Raw genomic sequence first — 17,700 nt, forward strand, 5'->3', positions numbered from 1 at the left:
GGGCTGGAGCGGCAAAACCCGGTAAAAAGCAATTTTTTATTACCTGAACCAACTGCCATCACCACTGTCTGCGTATAGTGGACGAACCATCAAACCAAAAGTAGATGCGCCCATTTCAGTTGTACCCACTCGGTGATACCGCCATTGTGCTCCAGTTCGGAGAAGAAATAGACGATAATATTTTCCCACGGATCAGGGCAATAGCCGCTTACCTGGACCAGCACCCCTTCCCGGGGATGATGGAGTACGTACCCGCCTACACCACCATCACGATTTACTACGACCCCTGGGTCATCAGCGAAAAAGGAAAGTATGATCCGTATGCCATGGCTGTTGCGCACATGCAGGAACTCCTGCCGCAGGCAGCGCAGGAAAAGAAACAGAAAGCCCGCACAATCAAAATACCGGTGTGCTATGGCGGCGAATATGGGCCTGACCTTGAATTTGTGGCCGATCACAACAAGCTGTCGCCGAAGCAGGTCATCCGGCTCCACAGTGGCGCAGATTATATCGTGCACATGATTGGCTTCGCTCCGGGTTTCCCGTACCTGGGCGGCCTGCACAAAAAGTTAGCCACACCACGCAAAGACATGCCGCAAGCCCTCATCCCCGCAGGCTCGGTGGGAATAGCCGGAAACCAGACGGGCATTTACCCCATCGAAACCCCGGGAGGCTGGCAGCTGATTGGCCGTACCCCCCTGGAGCTGTTCAACCCTAACCGGGAAACGCCAAGCCTGTTGCGTGCCGGCGACATTGTTCGCTTTGAACCTATTTCCGAGAAACAGTTTAACGCCCTAAAGGAGAAGCAGCATGAGTCTTGAGATCATAAAACCCGGCGTATTAACCACCATCCAGGATGCGGGCCGGTACGGGTATCAGAAAGATGGCATCCTGGTTAGTGGCGCCATGGATACCGTTGCCCTCCGGATTGCGAACCTGCTGGTGGGAAACCTGAAATCAGACGCCGCTCTCGAAGCAACCATCACAGGTCCGCAGGTAAAATTCGCCTCAGACCAGTTAATAGCCGTTACAGGTGCCGACATGGCGCCTGCTGTGGACGGCACGCCCATTAAAATGTGGCGTCCGGTATTTGTAAAAAAAGGCAGTACGCTCAAACTTGGATCAGCTACCACAGGCTGCCGCACCTACGTTGCCTTTTCCGGGAGCTTTGCCATACCGAAGGTGCTGGGCAGTTACGCCACCTACCTCCGGGCCGCTGTAGGCGGTTATGAGGGAAGAGCTTTACAAGCCGGCGACGTGATTCCCTGCAATGAATTTCCGGAAAAAGTACTGCCGCTGCTGGAGCAGTTGCAGGCCTCCGGAAACGGACATTCCTTCTGCGAAACCAAATGGGCCGTCGATCCGCATGTGCATCCGGTGTACCAGGAAAACCCTGAAATCCAGGTGCTGCGTGGGCCGGAGTATGACCGGCTATCGGAACTGAGCAAAATGTACCTCTGGAAGGAGAAATTCCAGGTTACGGCGCAGTCGGACCGGATGGGCTACCAGTTGCTGGGAGTTACGCTGTCGCTTTCGCACAAAACAGAACTGATATCAACAGCCGTTACGTTTGGCACCGTGCAGGTGCCGCCCAAAGGCAGCCTGATCATCCTGATGGCCGATCGCCAGACAACAGGCGGCTATCCGCGCGTTGCCCAGGTAATTACAGCCGACCTGCCCCTGCTGGCCCAGGTGCCGCCCGGGAAGGTTATCCGGTTCAAAGAAGTGTCGCTGGAGGAAGCCCAGATGCAGTACCTGAAACAGGAATACCACCTGGAGCAATGTAAACAAGGACTCGAATTTAAATTCAGAGCATGAAACCTGCCTTATCCGTCGACCTGAACTGCGACCTCGGCGAAAGCTTTGGCGCCTACCGTTTAGGAAATGATGCCGACATGCTCGACCTCGTGACTTCGGCCAACATCGCCTGCGGCTTCCATGCCGGCGACCCCTCCGTCATGAAAAAGACAGTGCAACTGGCACTTGCCAAACAAGTAGCCATCGGCGCACACCCGGGCTTACCAGACCTGGTGGGCTTTGGCCGCCGCGAAATGGCCGTTACGCCGGAAGAGGTTTTTGACATGGTGGTGTACCAGGCTGGAGCCCTGGCAGCGTTTGTAAAAGCAGAAGGCGGCACGCTGCATCATGTAAAACCGCACGGCGCCTTGTACAACATGGCAGCTGTAAACAGCGGTCTGGCCGAAGCCATTGCAGAAGCAGTTTATAAGCTATACCCGGAGGCGGTACTCTACGGCCTGGCCGGTAGCGAACTGGTAAAAGCAGGGAAAAAACTGGGTCTTAAAACAGCCAGCGAAGTTTTTGCCGACCGCACCTACCAGCAAGACGGCACCCTGACCTCCCGCCGCCAACCCAATGCTCTTATCACCGACCAGGAACAGGCGGTAAAGCAGGTAATAAGCATGGTGAAAGAAGGAAGAGTCATGTCGGTACAAGGCACAGCCGTTCCCATCCAGGCCGACACCATCTGCATCCACGGCGATGGTCCACATGCTATTCCATTTGCCCGCCGGATACGGGAAGCGCTTCTTGCCGAAAACATTGCTGTTGCTGCCCAGCTTCTTTAAAGCTCCTCCGAAAGTTGTAATTATATTATGCATTTACCGGTTTTTCCGAAATTTTTCGGGATCTACGACATTGCCTGCGCTTATTTTGTTGGGTTTAGCTCTGCAGCACCTACCACCACAGCCACTGCTGTTCCTTTAAAATGAAAATAGCAGCACAAGCCACCCACCCTCTCTAGAAAAAATGCTATCATGAACAAGGCAAACTCCTTCGCTATAAATGATTTATATCATCTGTCGTTCGCAACGCCTGTTTCTGTTTTTTACCTAATATTGGTCCCGTAAACGCTATTACATTTTCTTTTAAACAAAGGCAACTAATACCATATAGGAAAAAGGATCTTCCATTACGATTCTGCTATTAGCAGATGTTTCTGCAGCTTGCCCACAAGATCCCGAAAGGGATGACAAGAAGGAGAAATATTTATATGGAAGCGAATAAATAGTATTTGCCATAATCTAGCAACAACTTATTAAACAACACTTTACAGGCAAAATGAACGAGAGTACAACAATCAGAATTACAGATTCTTCCGCCAATCCGGCACCACTCGGCTTAATAGGCTTCGGTTTAACCACCATCCTGTTAAACCTCGCCAATGCAGGCCTCATCCCGTTAACCAGTATGATCATGGGAATGGGAATATTTGTAGGGGGCATCGCCCAGGTTTTTGCGGGCTTAATGGAGTGGAAGAAAAACAACACCTTCGGCACCGTCGCCTTCACCGCTTACGGCTCCTTCTGGCTTGCGCTTGTTGCTACCTGGGTTTTACCCAACATGGGCCTCGCCGAAGCAGCAGATCCCGTTTCGATGGGCTGGTTTCTCCTTTTCTGGGGGTTGTTTACCGCAGGCATGTTTGCAGGCACTTTCAGGTTAAACCGTGCCCTGCAGGTTGTGTTTGGCACCTTGACCCTGTTATTTTTCTTATTTGCCCTGGCCGACTTTACCGGCAGCCACCAGATCAAGGTAATAGCCGGTTACGAAGGAATTGTGTGCGGACTTAGTGCGGTGTATGCCTGCCTGGCACAGGTACTAAACGAAGTCTACGGGGAAACTGTATTGCCTTTGGGAGCTGTAAAGAAACCAAAGGCCGCTAAAAAATCTGCTGTACCAGCAGCCAGAGCCTTAGCTACAGCTTAATTTTTTCTGCTACACCCGTCACCACACCCACTGCTGCTGGCTACCTGTACACGCGCCTTCAGACAGGCAGGAGCAGCAGCGCAAAAGCCTGTACCGAGCCGGAAAGCCTCGTACAGGCTTTTGCGCGCTCCGGGCAGCTCTTCCTTTGGCATTTTCTGCACAACACCTCAGTAAAACCAATTTTCCTATACCTCCCTCCTCCCGCTGAAAAAGAAGTAATTTTGCTGCCATAAACTGTACTTTACCCGTAGCAGCTTTACACCATGAAGGCTTTTTGAAAGAAATCTCCTGTTATAAGCGGCTTTCTCCTTATTTACTTTTATATTTAAATGTTATTTTCATTTATAAAACAGAAATAAATGAAAACTGCATTTTCCTGCTTAAAACCATTGTTTACATTTACCAAAGACACTCATTTAGAATTATACCAGATGAAGCGTTTCTTCTTGCTACTCCCCCTCTTGTTCCTGCTTTTTGTTTCCTGCAGCAAAACTTCCGTTAGTTCCTCCAAACAGGAAGCCGTCTCCATTGTAATCCCGGAGGCTGCTCATGCCAGGCTAGCCTATGGTGCAGAACGCTTACGCACAGCCCTGGAAGAAAAAGGCTACCAGGCGCAGGTAGTAACGCAGCAGAAAGCAGCTGGGAAAGGCCGTAGAATCGTTATAACGCAGGCACAAAGTACTGCTGCACCAGCCACCACAGCCTCTGCTCCCGGTAAGGAAGGCTTTACCATCTCCTCCGATAATAACACGATGACCATTACCGGGGCCGATGCGTCCGGAGCGCTTTACGGCACGATGGAAGTAATTGAGCAGTTGGAGGAGCAGGGCCAGCTGCCTGCCACCCTACAACTCACCGACCAGCCCGAGATGGTGCTGCGCGGCACCGCCATCGGCGTTCAGAAGCCCTACTTTTTGCCGGGCCGCCACGTGTACGAATATCCTTACACCCCCGAAACGTTTCCCTGGTTTTACGACAAGGCCCACTGGATAAAGTACCTGGACATGCTGGTGGAGAACCGCTACAACTCCCTCTACCTCTGGAACGGCCACCCCTTCGCCTCCCTCGTGCGCCTGCCGGATTATCCGTACGCTGTGGAGGTAGACGATGCTACCTTTAAGAAGAACGAAGAAATGTTCCGCTTCCTGACCGAAGAAGCCGACAAGCGCGGCATTTGGGTGATACAGATGTTCTACAACATCATCGTTTCCAAGCCATTTGCCGAACATCATAACATCAAAACTCAGGAACGCAACCGTCCCATCACGCCCCTGCTCTCCGACTACACCCGCAAATCCATCGCTGCTTTTGTGGAAAAATACCCGAACGTAGGCCTGCTCATTACCCTAGGCGAAGCCATGGAAGGCGTAGGCCAGGACGATGTAGACTGGTTCACGAAAACGATTATTCCGGGTGTGCAGGACGGGCTGAAGGCGATTGGCCAGACCACGGAACCACCCATCGTCCTACGCGCCCACGACACCGACGCCCCCCGCGTGATGAAAGCGGCGCTGCCCCTGTACAAGAACCTCTACACCATGGCCAAGTACAACGGCGAAGCCCTCACCACCTACACCCCGCGTGGCAAATGGGCCGAACTGCACCGTACCCTGAGCAGAATCGGCACCGTACATGTGCAAAACGTACACATCCTGGCCAACCTGGAACCTTTCCGCTACAGTTCACCGGACTTCATCCAGAAATCGGTGAAAGCCATGCACGAGATTTACGAGTCGAACGGGCTGCACCTCTACCCGCAGGCATCTTACTGGGACTGGCCTTATGCTGCCGATAAAACCGACGAGCGCCTGCTGCAGGTAGACCGCGACTGGATGTGGTACAAAGCCTGGGCTCGCTACGCCTGGGATTCCAAACGCAACCGCCAGCAGGAAGTCGCCTATTGGTCGCGCGAACTGGGCGATGTGTTTGGCATGCAACCGGAAAACGGAAAGCATGTGCTGGAAGCCCACGAGCAGGCGGGCGAGATTTCGCCTAAACTGCTCCGCCGCTACGGCATCACCGACGGCAACCGCCAGACGCTCACGCTGGGCATGCTCATGACACAGCTCATCAACCCCTACCGCTACGGCCTGTTCACGCTGCTCTATGAGTCGGAAGCACCGGAAGGCGAAATGATTATCGAGTATGCGGAGAAGGAATGGAAAAAGGAGCCGCACATCGGCGAAACCCCGATTCAGGTAGCCAACGAGGTAGTAGCCCACGGACGCAAAGCCGTAGAAGCCATCGAAAAAGCGTCGGGGGCAGTTACTAAAAACAAAGAAGAATTTGAGCGCCTGAAAAACGACATGTACTGCTACAACGCCCTGGCCAACCACTACGCCGAAAAAGCACGGGCAGCGGTGCAGGTGCTGCAGTACAAATATTCAAACAACATTTCGGACCTTGAAGCAGCACTGCCGCACCTGGAGCGCAGCGTGCAGCACTACCGCGACCTGACCAAGCTGACCAAAGACACCTACCTGTACGCCAACAGCATGCAGACCTACATGCGTAAAATTCCGCTTCGCGGCGCAGACGCCACGTATATTCACTGGGATGAGCTGCTGCCGGTGTACGAAAAGGAGCTGGCTACTTTCAAAAGAAGCATCGATTCCCTTCGAACGGCAAAAGCGGCAGGTCCGCGCAAAATTGTACCTTTCAAAAATGTGCCGGTCACCATCCACTCTAAAACTGAAGGTGCTTACACGGTAGCCTCCGGTCAGCAGATTTTTTCAGATACTGTGGTACGCATCACCGCCGTGGCTCCAGAACTTCAGGGCCTGAAAGGCATCCGGTACTCCAGGGAAAAACAAATCAAAGAAGGCACCAGCATCCGCTTTACCACCAGCAAACCCGTGAAGCTGCTGGTAGGCTACTTCAATAAGAAAACGGCCGCTTTCGCTGCTCCCGATACCACTTTTGCCAAAGCCCCCGAACTGGAAACCGACGCCAGCGCCAACGACTACGGCCAAAGTGACATCCGCATCTCAAACGCCGTCGTGGCCGGCGACATGCCACCGGTTAATGTACACTCATATTACTTCAAACCCGGCACCCACACCCTCAACCTCCCGAAGGGCGCTTTACTGCTCCTCGGCTTCATGGACGGCGACCGTGAAATAAAAATACACAATGCCGGACTGGCCGGTGGCGGGAATGACATTGACTGGCTGTTTGAGTAGGTTGAGTAGGTAAAATGGCGCGGGCGTCCTCGCCCGTGTCTACTATTCCGAGGCCTTTGGCCGCCGTGAAACACGAAATTCCTAAAGTTTTTATAAAGATTTCTGCCCTCAGACACTCGCAGGAGCTGCGCACACTGCGAGGTCTTTTGAAAGTGTCAATGGTACCGAAGGGAGAGATCTGGTAATTTGCACTGTTTACAAAACCCGAATGCCCGCTGGAGCGACATGGTCCGCTGGAACAGGTTGTTTAGTTTAGTTGAGTAGAGAGGAATGTTTGGAAAAAAAGAGAAAGGCAGTGAGGTTGATCAGCTCACTGCCTTTCTCTTTTCTGCTTCAAGTTTCCAACTTGGAGCTTTTTATCGTGAAAGCTTTCAGCTTTCGTGTCGGAATTTACCTGTTTCCAAACTCTGGCATGTAAAAAACTTGCTTTCGCTAGTGCGAGCTTGTTGCTCGTACTTACAGCAGTCTTGTTGCCTTGAGCTACTTGTATTTGGATTCCAAAGTATTAAGAAAGTACGAGCTACAAGCTCGCACTAGCGCACCTGTTTTTGATTCTTCCGAACAAAATTAGCCATCAATGGATTTTCCCAACTCTAATAATTATCATCATCCTCCTCCCCAAACGACGGCATGGTGAACATGCCGCTGAGCAGGTCTTTGAACTGCAGCCCGGTAGTGAGCTTGTTTTTGCTGAGCTGGCTGTGTTCGGCCAGGCCGTGCAGCGCAAACTCCATCAGGAAGAGCTTTTCTTTCTCGTCTGCTTTCGGTTGCTGTTTTTCTACCAGCTCTGCCAGGCCGGGAACATTTTGTAAAGCTGTTTTGTAATCCGCATCCGACGCGTCGTTCAGGATATCCAGCGTATTGCCGTCGCTAAACCAGCCAACAATTTTCTTGTAAGGGCTCGGCGTGTTCTTTGCTTTCTTGGCTTTGTCCGGGTCGGGGAAGTATTTCAGGAATTGGGTGCGGATGGCTTTTCCCATCAGGATTTGCGCCACATGCCCGGCTCCCTCCTGCTCGCCTTCGTATACCAGCTCCACTTTACCGGTTACCGACGGGATGGTGCTCATAAAATCCGACACGCGAATATAAGTACTGGTCTCGCCGTTCATCAGCGCCCGGCGCTCGGCAGCGCTCACCAGGTTCTCGAAAGCAGAGATGGTTAAACGGGCAGACACGCCACTTTTGGCATCCACATATTCACTCTCACGGGCTTCAAAGGCAATCTGCTCTACCAGGTCGCTTACCAGTTCGTTTGTCTGTACCAGTTTCTCCTGCTCTTTTTTGATGTGCGCCTCCTGCTTCGTAATCTTCCGGCCCACCTCAATGGTTTTAGGGTAGTGCGTGATAATCTGGCTATCGATGCGGTCCTTGAGCGGCGTGACGATGGAGCCACGGTTGGTATAGTCTTCAGGGTTGGCCGTGAAAATGAACTGGATGTCGAGCGGCAGGCGCACCTTAAAGCCACGAATCTGGATATCGCCTTCCTGCAGGATGTTGAACAGTGCCACTTGGATGCGTGCCTGCAAATCGGGCAGCTCGTTTATCACGAAAATGCCGCGGTGCGAACGGGGTATCAACCCAAAGTGAATTACGCGCTCGTCGGAATACGGCAGCTTCAGGGTAGCCGCTTTAATCGGGTCCGCATCGCCAATAAGGTCAGCTACCGACACGTCAGGGGTAGCCAGTTTTTCGGTGTAGCGGTCGCTGCGGTGAAGCCAAGAGATAGGAGTATCGTCGCCGTGCTCGTGCACGTAATCTTTGGCGTAGCGCGACAGCGGGTGCAGCGGGTCATCGTTCAGCTCCGAGCCCTGCACCACAGGAATGTACTCGTCCAGCAAATCCACCATCATGCGGGCAATACGGGTTTTGGCCTGCCCCCGCAAGCCCAGCAGGTTCACGTGATGCATCGACAGGATAGCCCGCTGCATATCCGGAATAACCGTTTCTTCATAGCCCCAGATGCCCGGAAACACCTCCTCTTTCTGCTGCAGCTTCTGGATAAGGTTGTGGCGCAGTTCCTGTTTTACGGTTTGTGGTTTGTAGCCGGCTGCTTTCAACTGGCCCAGTGTTTTTATCTTGAGTAAGTTTTCGGATGGGATGTCTTTATAACGCATGTAGTTTTTGTTATTTCTTTCGGATGAAAAATAAATGGCGTGTTTCTGTCTGAATCAGGATTTACAGAATTATTAAATTTTCAGGATTTGTTCTGCATCCTGTTAATCCAAAAATCCTGTAAATCCTGATTCAGACAAACCTCTAAAACGTCTTCCGCCTGTTCTGCTTATAATCCCGGAACACCATGTGGCCCAGACCTTTCAGGCTGCTGTAGTAGGCCTGGCCGTTGTTAACTTTCGTGAACTCGTCTACGAACTGCTGCAGGTAAGGGTCGGAGGCAATCATGAACGTGGTGATGGGAATTTTTAGTTTGCGGCACTGGGCGGCCAGGTTGATAGTTTTGTTTACCACTTTGCGGTCCAGGCCGAAGCTGTTTTTGTAGTAGCGGGTTCCTTCTTTCAGGCAGGTGGGTTTGCCGTCGGTAATCATGAAGATCTGCTTGTTGGGCGTTTTGCGCTTCCGCAGCAGGTCCATCGCCAGTTCCAGCCCTGCCACCGTGTTGGTGTGGTAAGGGCCCACCTCCAGGTAAGGCAAATCCTTGATCTCTATCTGCCAGGCATCGTTACCGAACACAATCACGTCCAGAAAATCTTTCGGGTACTTCTGCTTGACCAGCTCGGCCAGTGCCATGGCTACTTTTTTGGCAGGCGTGATGCGGTCTTCGCCATAGAGGATCATGGAGTGCGAAATATCGATCATGAGCACCGTGGCGGCCTGCGTTTTATGCTCCGTCTCGGTTACTTCCAGGTCCTGCTCCGTGAGCATAAAGTCGGAAAGGCCGTGGTTTATCTGGGCATTGCGCAGCGAGTCGGTCATGGAAATTTGCTCCAGGGAATCGCCGAAACGGTATTCGCGCATGTCGGTACTGGCCTCATCACCCGCACCGGTATGCGGAGTGGCATGGCTCCCTTTGCCCCCTTTCTTCAGCTTACCGAAAATTTCTTCCAGGGCACTTTTCCGGATGCTCTGCTCGCCTTTGGCACTTATTTTTAAGCCACCTTTTTTCTGGGGATCGTCGTCGAGGTAACCATTCTTTTTCAGGTCCTCTATAAAATCGCCCATGCCGTAGCTGTCGGAGGTGAGGCCGTACTGCTTGTCGAGCGAGTTCATCCACGACAGCGCTTCCGCCACATCGCCGGAGGTAATGGTTATCAACTGCAAAAAAATCTTCAGCAACGACTCAAAGCCTGGCTTATCGTCCTGCGGTGGTACATAATCTGAAAAACGGAATCCTACACTCATATTCTGATACATTAACTAAACTGCTGCTTACAGCAGCCATACGCTACAAACTCCACTACACTTACGTCCTTTCTCTTATACCAAATAGTAAAAAGGTCCTTCCATTATGATTCGGCTTTTAGCAGATGTTTCTCCAGCTAGCCCACACGATCCCCCGAATCAAGTTCGGGATTTTCAACCTCCGGGATGACAGGAGGAAGAAATAGTTATATGGAAGCAACTAAATAATACTATGTAATATTAGCCACTTTTATGCAACTTTAATTCTGCTGCACCAGCCACCACAGCCTCTGCTCCTTCCGGGCTCCAGTCGAAGCAGAAGGTGGGGTGGTAATACATACGAAATAATCTACTAAAATTTTAGCAAACAGAAAAACTATTCCGGCTTGTATTGAAAAGATGGCAGATGAACCTAAAGAACATTCCGCCTACCTTTTTGTTTGGAACTGGCATAAAAACACAGAAGCCTGCTACAAGTGTAACAGGCTTCTGTGTTTTATAGATCTATGTTGGACTAATCTATCCAGCGGAATTTATACTCGAGCGTCGGCGCCTTCATGCGATCGGCTACACGCTTTAGCCTGTTTGGTAAGGCCATCACATAATCCCGGGCTCGTTCGCCAGCCTCGTTCAGTCCACCAATGCTTTCGATTTTCCAGTCCTTAATCAGTTCGTCGAGGATGTTGGTATAATCGGAAGCGGTATAAACGCCGATGCGTTGGGCAGCATCTGTAAAATGGCCGAAAGTTTTGCCAACTTCCACACCCAGTTCGCGCATGTAGTGGGCAGGCATTACGATCTTTTTACGCATCATGTCTTCAAAAGCCAGCATCATCTCGCTTGGGTCGGCTTCAAATATTTTTCCTACAAATGCCTTGTACGCTTTGGCATGACGGGCTTCGTCGGCGGCTACGTGTCCGCAGAGCTTTGCCAGCACGGCATCGCCCTGTTTCTTGGCAATCTGGGCTACGCGGCGGTGCGAAATATTGGTGGCTGTTTCCTGGAAACTGGTGTAAACAAAACTGCGGTAGGGGTCGTGGTCGGTTTGTATGTCGAAACCGTCGGCAATCAGGTACTGGGTAGAGGCTTCCATTTCGCGCATGTTGATGCGGCCTGTCAGGTACAGGTAGCGGTTCAGCAGATCGCCGTGGCGGTTTTCCTCGGCTGTCCAGCTGCGGTTCCAGCGCATCCAGGGGCTGTCCGGATTTTTAGACAAACCTTCTATCTGCATCAGCCAGCTTTCGTAAGTAGGAAGCGCTTCTTCTGTAATGGTATCGCCTACCAGCACAGCCAGTAAGTCGTAAGACAAATCGCGGGCACGTTCCTGCAGATTTTTAATCTCGGAGAAAAAGTTTTCAACGCGGGCATCCGGAAGCAAGTCGGCTGGTTGCCAGCTTTCTTCAACCGTTTTCATAAATTCAGTATACTTCTCGTATACGAAATCTTCCATCCATTTTAATACTTCGTTCCGTGAGGCGACAGCTGTAATCATTTCTTAATTAATATTATAAACGTCAAATATACTTAAATAAACCAATATCATGGTAAGGAATAAGAAAATACTAACATCTGTTTTTCGTCTCCTCCTGAATACCGGGAGTTTATACTTACGTAAAACCGCCAGGTATGTCAGATAAATTATCAGTTTATGTTTGTTAATTCCGGACAGCGTTCAGCGTTTGTACTTTAACCTGTAGTAAATATGACGAACCGAACTTAAATTAATTTTATACTTGTTAAATAGCCTGAGCACCCTGTACAGGGGCGGTAAAGGCTGCAGGAGCTGCAGCATGTTTAGCAGTATTTCCGCTTCTGTAAAATTGCCTGTAAAGTAAGCCTGCCGGGCCTCGTACTGCAGCCGTTGTGCCAGCGCTGCCTCTTCTTCCGGGGTTTGCACCAGCGCCATGGCCTTTTCGCATACCTTTACGGTAGAACCCAGCAACCTGTTCCCGCGCCTGTACCACCCCCGCGACATGGCATGCGCATGCACCCGCCGTTTGGTCGTCACCTCATCTAAAAAATAATATTTGTAGTGCCGTGATGACCTTACCCAGAAATCGAAGTCTTCGTAAGCCAGCGTTTCGTCGTAGCCGTTCAGCTCTTCCAGCACTTCACGCCGGATGAACATGGTAGGCGGACAGATAAAGTAGCGGGCCACCAGGTAGCTGAAGATGTCGCCGGAGGGGGCGAAGGAGGTTACGTTTCCCTGTGCATCGCGCTGGCAGTGGTAGCCCAGGTGGCGGGAGTCATCGTCGATGTACTCGGCATCGGAATACACCACGCCGTAATCAGCAGAGACTGTGGTGAAAGCAGCAACCTGCTTTTCGATGCGGTCGGGCAGCAAAACATCGTCGGTGGCGAAGTCGATGAGAAAGGCGCCGGAGGAGGCGCGAAAACCCATGTTAAAAGCGGCACAGTTGCCCCTGTTGTGGCCCGTGCTGATGAAGCGCAGCTGCGGGTGTTTCCGGCAGTAAGCTTCGATAAGGGCAACGCTGTTGTCGGTGCTGCAGTCGTCTACGATGATAATCTCGAGGTTCGGGTAGGTTTGCGCCAGCACCGAGTCGAGCGCCTCGGCAATAAAGCGTTCGTGGTTGTAGCAAAGGCAGATAACAGAAACTAGCGGTAGAGTCATTTTAGCCGGATGTACTTATGGTAATAAATCATACTGAAAGCCAGCACAGCCGCATACCGCAGCGCATGTGCGATGGTGATGCCCTCCAGCCCGAACGGCTCTGTGAGCAGGAACACCAGCCCGATGTAAAAGACAGCAGACGTAATCTGCCAGCCAATGTAGAGCTTCACGTTCGCCTTCACCACGATCAGGTTGGTAAGCACAATGCTCCACATTCGGAAGAAATCGCCCAGCAGCTGGTAGTCGAACAGGTATTGCGCTACCACAAAGTCTTTGTTAAAAAGCAGCAGCAGCACCCACTCCCGCAGCAGGTACACCAGCAACAAAGCGACTGCCAGCCCGGGAAAAACGAGGTAAAACGTATTCCGGACGTACTTTTGCAGGCTCTCCTCTTCGTTTACGAGCGCCGCGATGCGGGGGAAGTAGAGCATCCCCAGAACGGCGTTGTACACCAGGCTGTAGTTTTCCGACACCTTTACAACGGCCTGCCACAAACCCGTGTCGTAGAGGCCGAAGCGGGAAATAATAAAGTCGCGGATAAAAAAGTTCGTCAGCTTCAGGCACACCACCGCACTTAAGGCCATCAGGATGTACTTGCCAATATCTTTATAGATTGCCCTGGGAATGGAAAGACTTTTAAAAGCAGGAATCATCCCCTGGTACAGGAGCACAGGCACCAGGAAGAAAAAAGCAAGCGACTGCCCTGCCAGCACAAACAGCAGCACCGCTCCTACCGACAGTTTTCCGCCCAGGAAAAAAACAGCAGCCAGACCACCCAGGCTGCTCACACCAGTGCCCGCCACATGCCACTTCAGCACCCGCCGCGAGAGCAGCACCGCCAGCAGGAAGAGTGTGTAGGTCAGCAACGTGCTTACCAGGGCAAAGCCCGCCACCCACCACCAGGTATTTCCTGCTCCAATGGTTTCGAAAAACACTTCCAGGTAATATCCCGGGAAACCCAGGATGATGCCTATGGCCACCAGGATGCACAGCAGGTTAAGCACCATGCCCGCCCAGAAATACTGCCTGTAAGCCAAAGCCCGGGGATCTTCGGTGGCCAGGAACCGGATCGTACCGATGTTGATGCCCCCATCGGGCACGGTGGTTATAATGGCAATCAGGTTCTGGAAATGAGAATAAAGCGTGATGCCGTTTGGCCCGTAAAAGGCCGCCATAAGTTTATTGACAGCCAGGCTGGACACAGCACGTACCGCAATGGAGCAGAAAGACCACAAAGAAGATTTTAGACGTCGGAGCATTCGCAAAGCGGAATCAGCCTGTAAAGTACAGAAAAAAGTACCGTTCGGCGCAAATCTGCCAGGGCTGTGCCTTAAATACTTTCAAAAAACTGCTTCACCGCCTGTACCACCCTGGCCTGCTCCTCCTCCCGCAGCCCCGGGAAGAGCGGCAGACTCAAACTGGTGGCGGCAAGCTCTTCGGCAACCGGAAAATCGCCCTGCCTGAAGTTTAGAAACCGGTAAGCTGCCTGCAGGTGTACCGGTACCGGGTAATGGATGGCCGTCTGCACCCCCTGCTCCGTTAACCACTGTTGCAACTGGTCGCGGTAACTTGTCCGGATGCAGAAGATGTGGTAACAGTGGCTGCAGTCTTTTGCCGTTACCGGAAGCAGCAAATCGCCGGTACCTTGCAGCTTCTGCAGGTATACGCCAGCCAACCGCTGCCTTTCGGCATTCAGCTGCTCCAGCCACCACAGCTTTACCCGCAGCACCGCTGCCTGCAGCTCATCCAGCCGTGAATTCACACCCACCACCTCGCTCTGGTACTTGTGCCGCTCGCCGTAGTTGCGGTACATCCGCACAAAAGCAGCCAGTTCTTCGTCAGCCGTCACGACCGCTCCCCCATCGCCCAGGGCGCCCAGGTTTTTGGTAGGATAAAAGCTGAAGGCGTTGCAATGGCCAAAGGTACCGGCTTGCTTTCCTTTGTACGCTGCGCCATGTGCCTGCGCGGCGTCTTCTATCACAAACAGCTGCTGCGCTTTTGCCAGGTCCAGCAGCGGCTCCATCTCGCAAGCCTGCCCGTACAGGTGCACCGGGAGCAGTGCTTTTGTGCTGGAAGTGATGACCTTTCGCGCGCCTTCTGCCGTCATGTTATAAGTTAACGCATCGGGTTCGGCCAGCACCGGCGTTGCCCCGGCCTGCAGCACGGCATTTACCGTAGCCCGGTAGCCATTGGAAGGCACAATCACTTCGTCGCCGGGGCCAATTCCCAGGGCTTTCAGGCAGATCACCAGCGCATCGTAGCCGTTACCCACTCCCATCACAGTTTCTGCACCTCCTAAAAACTGCCCGAACTCCTGCTCAAACTGCTGCACTTCCGGCCCGAGTATGTAATGGGCCTTACGGGCAGTCTCCACCAGGGTCTGCTCCACCTGCTGCTGCATCCCCGCCGGGAAATCGCGAAACTGAAAAAATGGTACTGGCTGGTTCATCTCCTTCTTCTATTGGCGGACTTCCTGCAGAAAAACGTCGTAGTCGCGGATATAATCTTCCTCTACATAATCCGTGGAAGCCAGGCTGAGCAAAACCGCCCCTTCAGAAATATGGATACGCGTCCAGTGCAGGGGGGGCAGGTACAGGCCTTTATCCGGAGCATCCAGTACAAACACAGCAGCCTCGCCCGCTCCCGACTCCACCTCTACCCGGATAGTGCCGTTCAGGGCTACCAGCACCTGCTCTGTCTGTTTATGGGCATGCCTCCCCCGCACCACGCCTGCCGGTGTATTATAAGTCCAGAAAACCCGTTTGACCTGGAAAGGTATCTTTTCAGCCTGCTGGGTGGTGGAAATGTAGCCTTCTTCGGGCAGGCCGATACTATCGAAATAAAGCAGGTGTGGTACGTTTTGCGGCATCTTTAGTAGTTGAACAGGGGCAGTACCGGCATCCGGATCAGCAGTAGCAGGTACTCCCGCAAGTTAAACAAGTTAAATTTATACAAACTGAATTCGGGCAAAACATTGCCCGGACCGGCTAAAATTACTAAACTTTGCAGCGAAAGCCGCTACTTTCTTTACCATGCACGACACCTACCGCACCATAGCCGCCCCCTCAGAAGGACTTTACAAGGAAAAAGGGAGCAAGTTTATCGCCTTAGCCTTCCCTGTTACGTCCGAAGAAGAGATAAAAGAAATTTATGCCGACCTCAAAAAAAAGTACTACGATGCCCGTCACCATTGCTACGCCTACACGCTGGGTGCCGACAAAAGCCGCTACCGCGCCAACGACGACGGCGAGCCCAACCACTCCGCCGGCGACCCGATACTGGGCCAGATACGGTCGGCGGATCTGAGTAATGTGCTGGTAGTGGTGGTGCGCTATTTTGGTGGCACAAAGCTGGGCGTGAGCGGCCTGATTACGGCCTATAAAACAGCCACAGCCGAAGCCCTGGCCAACGCCACGGTGGTAGAAAAACACGAAACAGCCCTCTTGGAAGTATACTTTGAATATCCGCAGATGAACGATGTGATGAGCCTGGTAAAAGAGTACGGGCTGGACGTGCGGGAGCAGCAGTTTGAACTGGACTGCCGCCTGACACTGGAGGTGCGCCGGATGCTGCAGGAGGAAGTTACCGCACGGCTAGGCGATATAACGGGTGTAACCGTTTCGGTAAAAGAGTAGTTAGCACATTAATTAACAATAAGCACAACCAAACCAATTCTATGTCCAAACGCAAGCACAGGCGGTCGAGGCACAAAATATTAGACCGGCAGGCAGGTAGCAAGCCAGGTTTGTTGTTTGTCCCGTCAGAAGCTATTACGCCACGTTTCTTCCTGATGTCTTTCAACGACAAGATGTTTGTGGAACAGGAACTGACTACTTACGAACAGCTGGTAAAACTGGTGCGGGAGCAACCCGAGGCCATGCACTGGATCGACATAAGAGGCTATGGCAACCTGAACCTGCTGGAGCAACTGGTGCAGGATTTCGATATACATCCGCTGCAGATGGAGGATGTGATAAACGATTACCAGCGCCCGAAGGTGGAGGAGTACCAGGATGGCCTGTTTATCATTACCCGCATGCTGCGCTGGTCAGAAACAGAACGTACGCTGGTAGATGTGCAGCTCTCGCTCTTTACCAACTCTAATTTTGTTATTACGCTGCAAAGCGATTACGAAGACTGCCTGGACCCGCTGCGGGAGCGCATCCGGGTGGGAAGGGGCATTATCCGGCAGCGCCCCCCGGTGTACATGGCTTATGCAATGATGGATGTGGTGCTGGATTACTACTTCCCGGTCATAGCCCAGATCGGCAACTACATCGATGAGCTGGAGCAGAAAGTACTCGAGGTATCGTCTAAACAAACCTTGCGGAACATCCTTCACCTGAAGAATGAGCTGATCAAAATGCGTCGCATTGCCTGGCCGGAGCGCGACAAACTGATGGAGCTCCTCCGGATGGAAGAGGTACCCGAAAACCTGAAAGCCTATTTCCGCGATGCCTACGACCACACCATCCAGCTGATTGACCTCATCGACAGCCACAAAGACATGACCACCAGCTTGGTAGACCTGTACATGTCTACAGTGAGCAACCGCATGAACGAGATCATGAAAGTACTCACCATTATCTCCAGCATTTTTATCCCGCTGAGTTTTATTGCCGGTTTGTACGGCATGAACTTCGCCCGCGAAAACCCGGAAACAGGCGAGGTGTATCGTTACAGCATGCCCGAGCTCTATCAGCCCTATGCCTATCCCATCCTGATGGGTCTGATGGCGGTGCTGATGGCTTTCCAGATCTACTTTTTTTACCGGAAAGGCTGGCTTAAGAACTTATAGAGGAGCAG

General features: G+C 52.2%; 14 protein-coding genes. 7 read left to right on the forward strand and 7 right to left on the reverse strand.

All coding sequences use genetic code 11. The annotated features are described in order from the left end of the window. Positions 1-104 precede the first annotated feature (104 nt). The 5 genes from pxpB (at position 105) to DCW36_RS17765 (ending at position 6,905) form a co-directional block, all read left to right on the forward strand. The gene (gene pxpB, locus DCW36_RS17745) at positions 105-821 is read left to right on the forward strand and encodes a 5-oxoprolinase subunit PxpB (RefSeq protein WP_114781434.1); all 717 of its coding nucleotides are present in this window, start codon (positions 105-107) and stop codon (positions 819-821) included. Next, positions 811-1,818, forward strand: coding sequence for a 5-oxoprolinase subunit C family protein (locus DCW36_RS17750; protein WP_114781435.1), 1,008 nt, complete (start codon positions 811-813; stop codon positions 1,816-1,818). Before pxpB ends, DCW36_RS17750 begins: the two co-directional genes overlap by 11 nt. Then, the gene (locus DCW36_RS17755; protein ID WP_114781436.1) at positions 1,815-2,585 is read left to right on the forward strand and encodes a LamB/YcsF family protein; all 771 of its coding nucleotides are present in this window, start codon (positions 1,815-1,817) and stop codon (positions 2,583-2,585) included. The genes DCW36_RS17750 and DCW36_RS17755 overlap by 4 nt, the downstream gene beginning before the upstream one ends. Before the next feature lie 493 nt (positions 2,586-3,078). Then, a complete protein-coding gene (locus DCW36_RS17760; RefSeq protein ID WP_114781437.1) occupies positions 3,079-3,723 on the forward strand; it encodes an acetate uptake transporter in 645 nt (214 codons plus the stop codon). 431 nt (positions 3,724-4,154) lie between these two features. After that, a complete protein-coding gene (locus tag DCW36_RS17765; protein ID WP_114781438.1) occupies positions 4,155-6,905 on the forward strand; it encodes an alpha-d-galacturonidase in 2,751 nt (916 codons plus the stop codon). 593 nt (positions 6,906-7,498) lie between these two features. On the opposite strand, the gene DCW36_RS17770 is transcribed toward DCW36_RS17765, so the two are convergent. The 7 genes from DCW36_RS17770 to DCW36_RS17800 form a co-directional block, all read right to left on the reverse strand. Then, positions 7,499-9,019, reverse strand: a complete 1,521-nt coding sequence (locus tag DCW36_RS17770) for a sigma 54-interacting transcriptional regulator (RefSeq protein ID WP_114781439.1) — start codon at positions 9,017-9,019, stop codon at positions 7,499-7,501. 142 nt (positions 9,020-9,161) lie between these two features. Further along, positions 9,162-10,262 (reverse strand): vWA domain-containing protein, encoded by a 1,101-nt coding sequence (locus DCW36_RS17775; protein WP_114781440.1) that lies wholly within the window; start codon positions 10,260-10,262, stop codon positions 9,162-9,164. Positions 10,263-10,776: 514 nt separating this feature from the next. Next, positions 10,777-11,754, reverse strand: coding sequence for an acyl-ACP desaturase (locus DCW36_RS17780; RefSeq protein ID WP_114781441.1), 978 nt, complete (start codon positions 11,752-11,754; stop codon positions 10,777-10,779). 180 nt (positions 11,755-11,934) lie between these two features. Then, complete coding sequence (locus DCW36_RS17785) at positions 11,935-12,894, reverse strand: glycosyltransferase (RefSeq protein ID WP_114781442.1); 960 nt, start codon at positions 12,892-12,894, stop codon at positions 11,935-11,937. After that, positions 12,891-14,069 (reverse strand): MATE family efflux transporter, encoded by a 1,179-nt coding sequence (locus DCW36_RS17790; protein ID WP_114781443.1) that lies wholly within the window; start codon positions 14,067-14,069, stop codon positions 12,891-12,893. Before DCW36_RS17790 ends, DCW36_RS17785 begins: the two co-directional genes overlap by 4 nt. 155 nt (positions 14,070-14,224) lie before the next feature. Further along, positions 14,225-15,343 carry a DegT/DnrJ/EryC1/StrS family aminotransferase gene (locus DCW36_RS17795; protein WP_114781444.1) on the reverse strand — a complete coding sequence of 373 codons (1,119 nt, stop codon included), beginning with the start codon at positions 15,341-15,343 and terminating at the stop codon, positions 14,225-14,227. Positions 15,344-15,352: 9 nt separating this feature from the next. Further along, positions 15,353-15,763, reverse strand: a complete 411-nt coding sequence (locus DCW36_RS17800; RefSeq protein WP_114781445.1) for a sugar 3,4-ketoisomerase — start codon at positions 15,761-15,763, stop codon at positions 15,353-15,355. A 163-nt stretch (positions 15,764-15,926) separates the two neighbouring features. Between DCW36_RS17800 and DCW36_RS17805 the strand changes: the two genes are divergently transcribed. Both DCW36_RS17805 and corA read left to right on the forward strand, forming a co-directional pair. Then, the gene (locus tag DCW36_RS17805; RefSeq protein WP_114781446.1) at positions 15,927-16,529 is read left to right on the forward strand and encodes an IMPACT family protein; all 603 of its coding nucleotides are present in this window, start codon (positions 15,927-15,929) and stop codon (positions 16,527-16,529) included. Between the two features lie 41 nt (positions 16,530-16,570). Further along, positions 16,571-17,692 carry a magnesium/cobalt transporter CorA gene (gene corA / locus DCW36_RS17810; RefSeq protein WP_114781447.1) on the forward strand — a complete coding sequence of 374 codons (1,122 nt, stop codon included), beginning with the start codon at positions 16,571-16,573 and terminating at the stop codon, positions 17,690-17,692. The last annotated feature ends 8 nt before the right edge of the window (positions 17,693-17,700 follow it).

Source organism: Botryobacter ruber, from assembly GCF_003347595.2.
Lineage (GTDB): Bacteria > Bacteroidota > Bacteroidia > Cytophagales > Hymenobacteraceae > Pontibacter > Pontibacter ruber_A.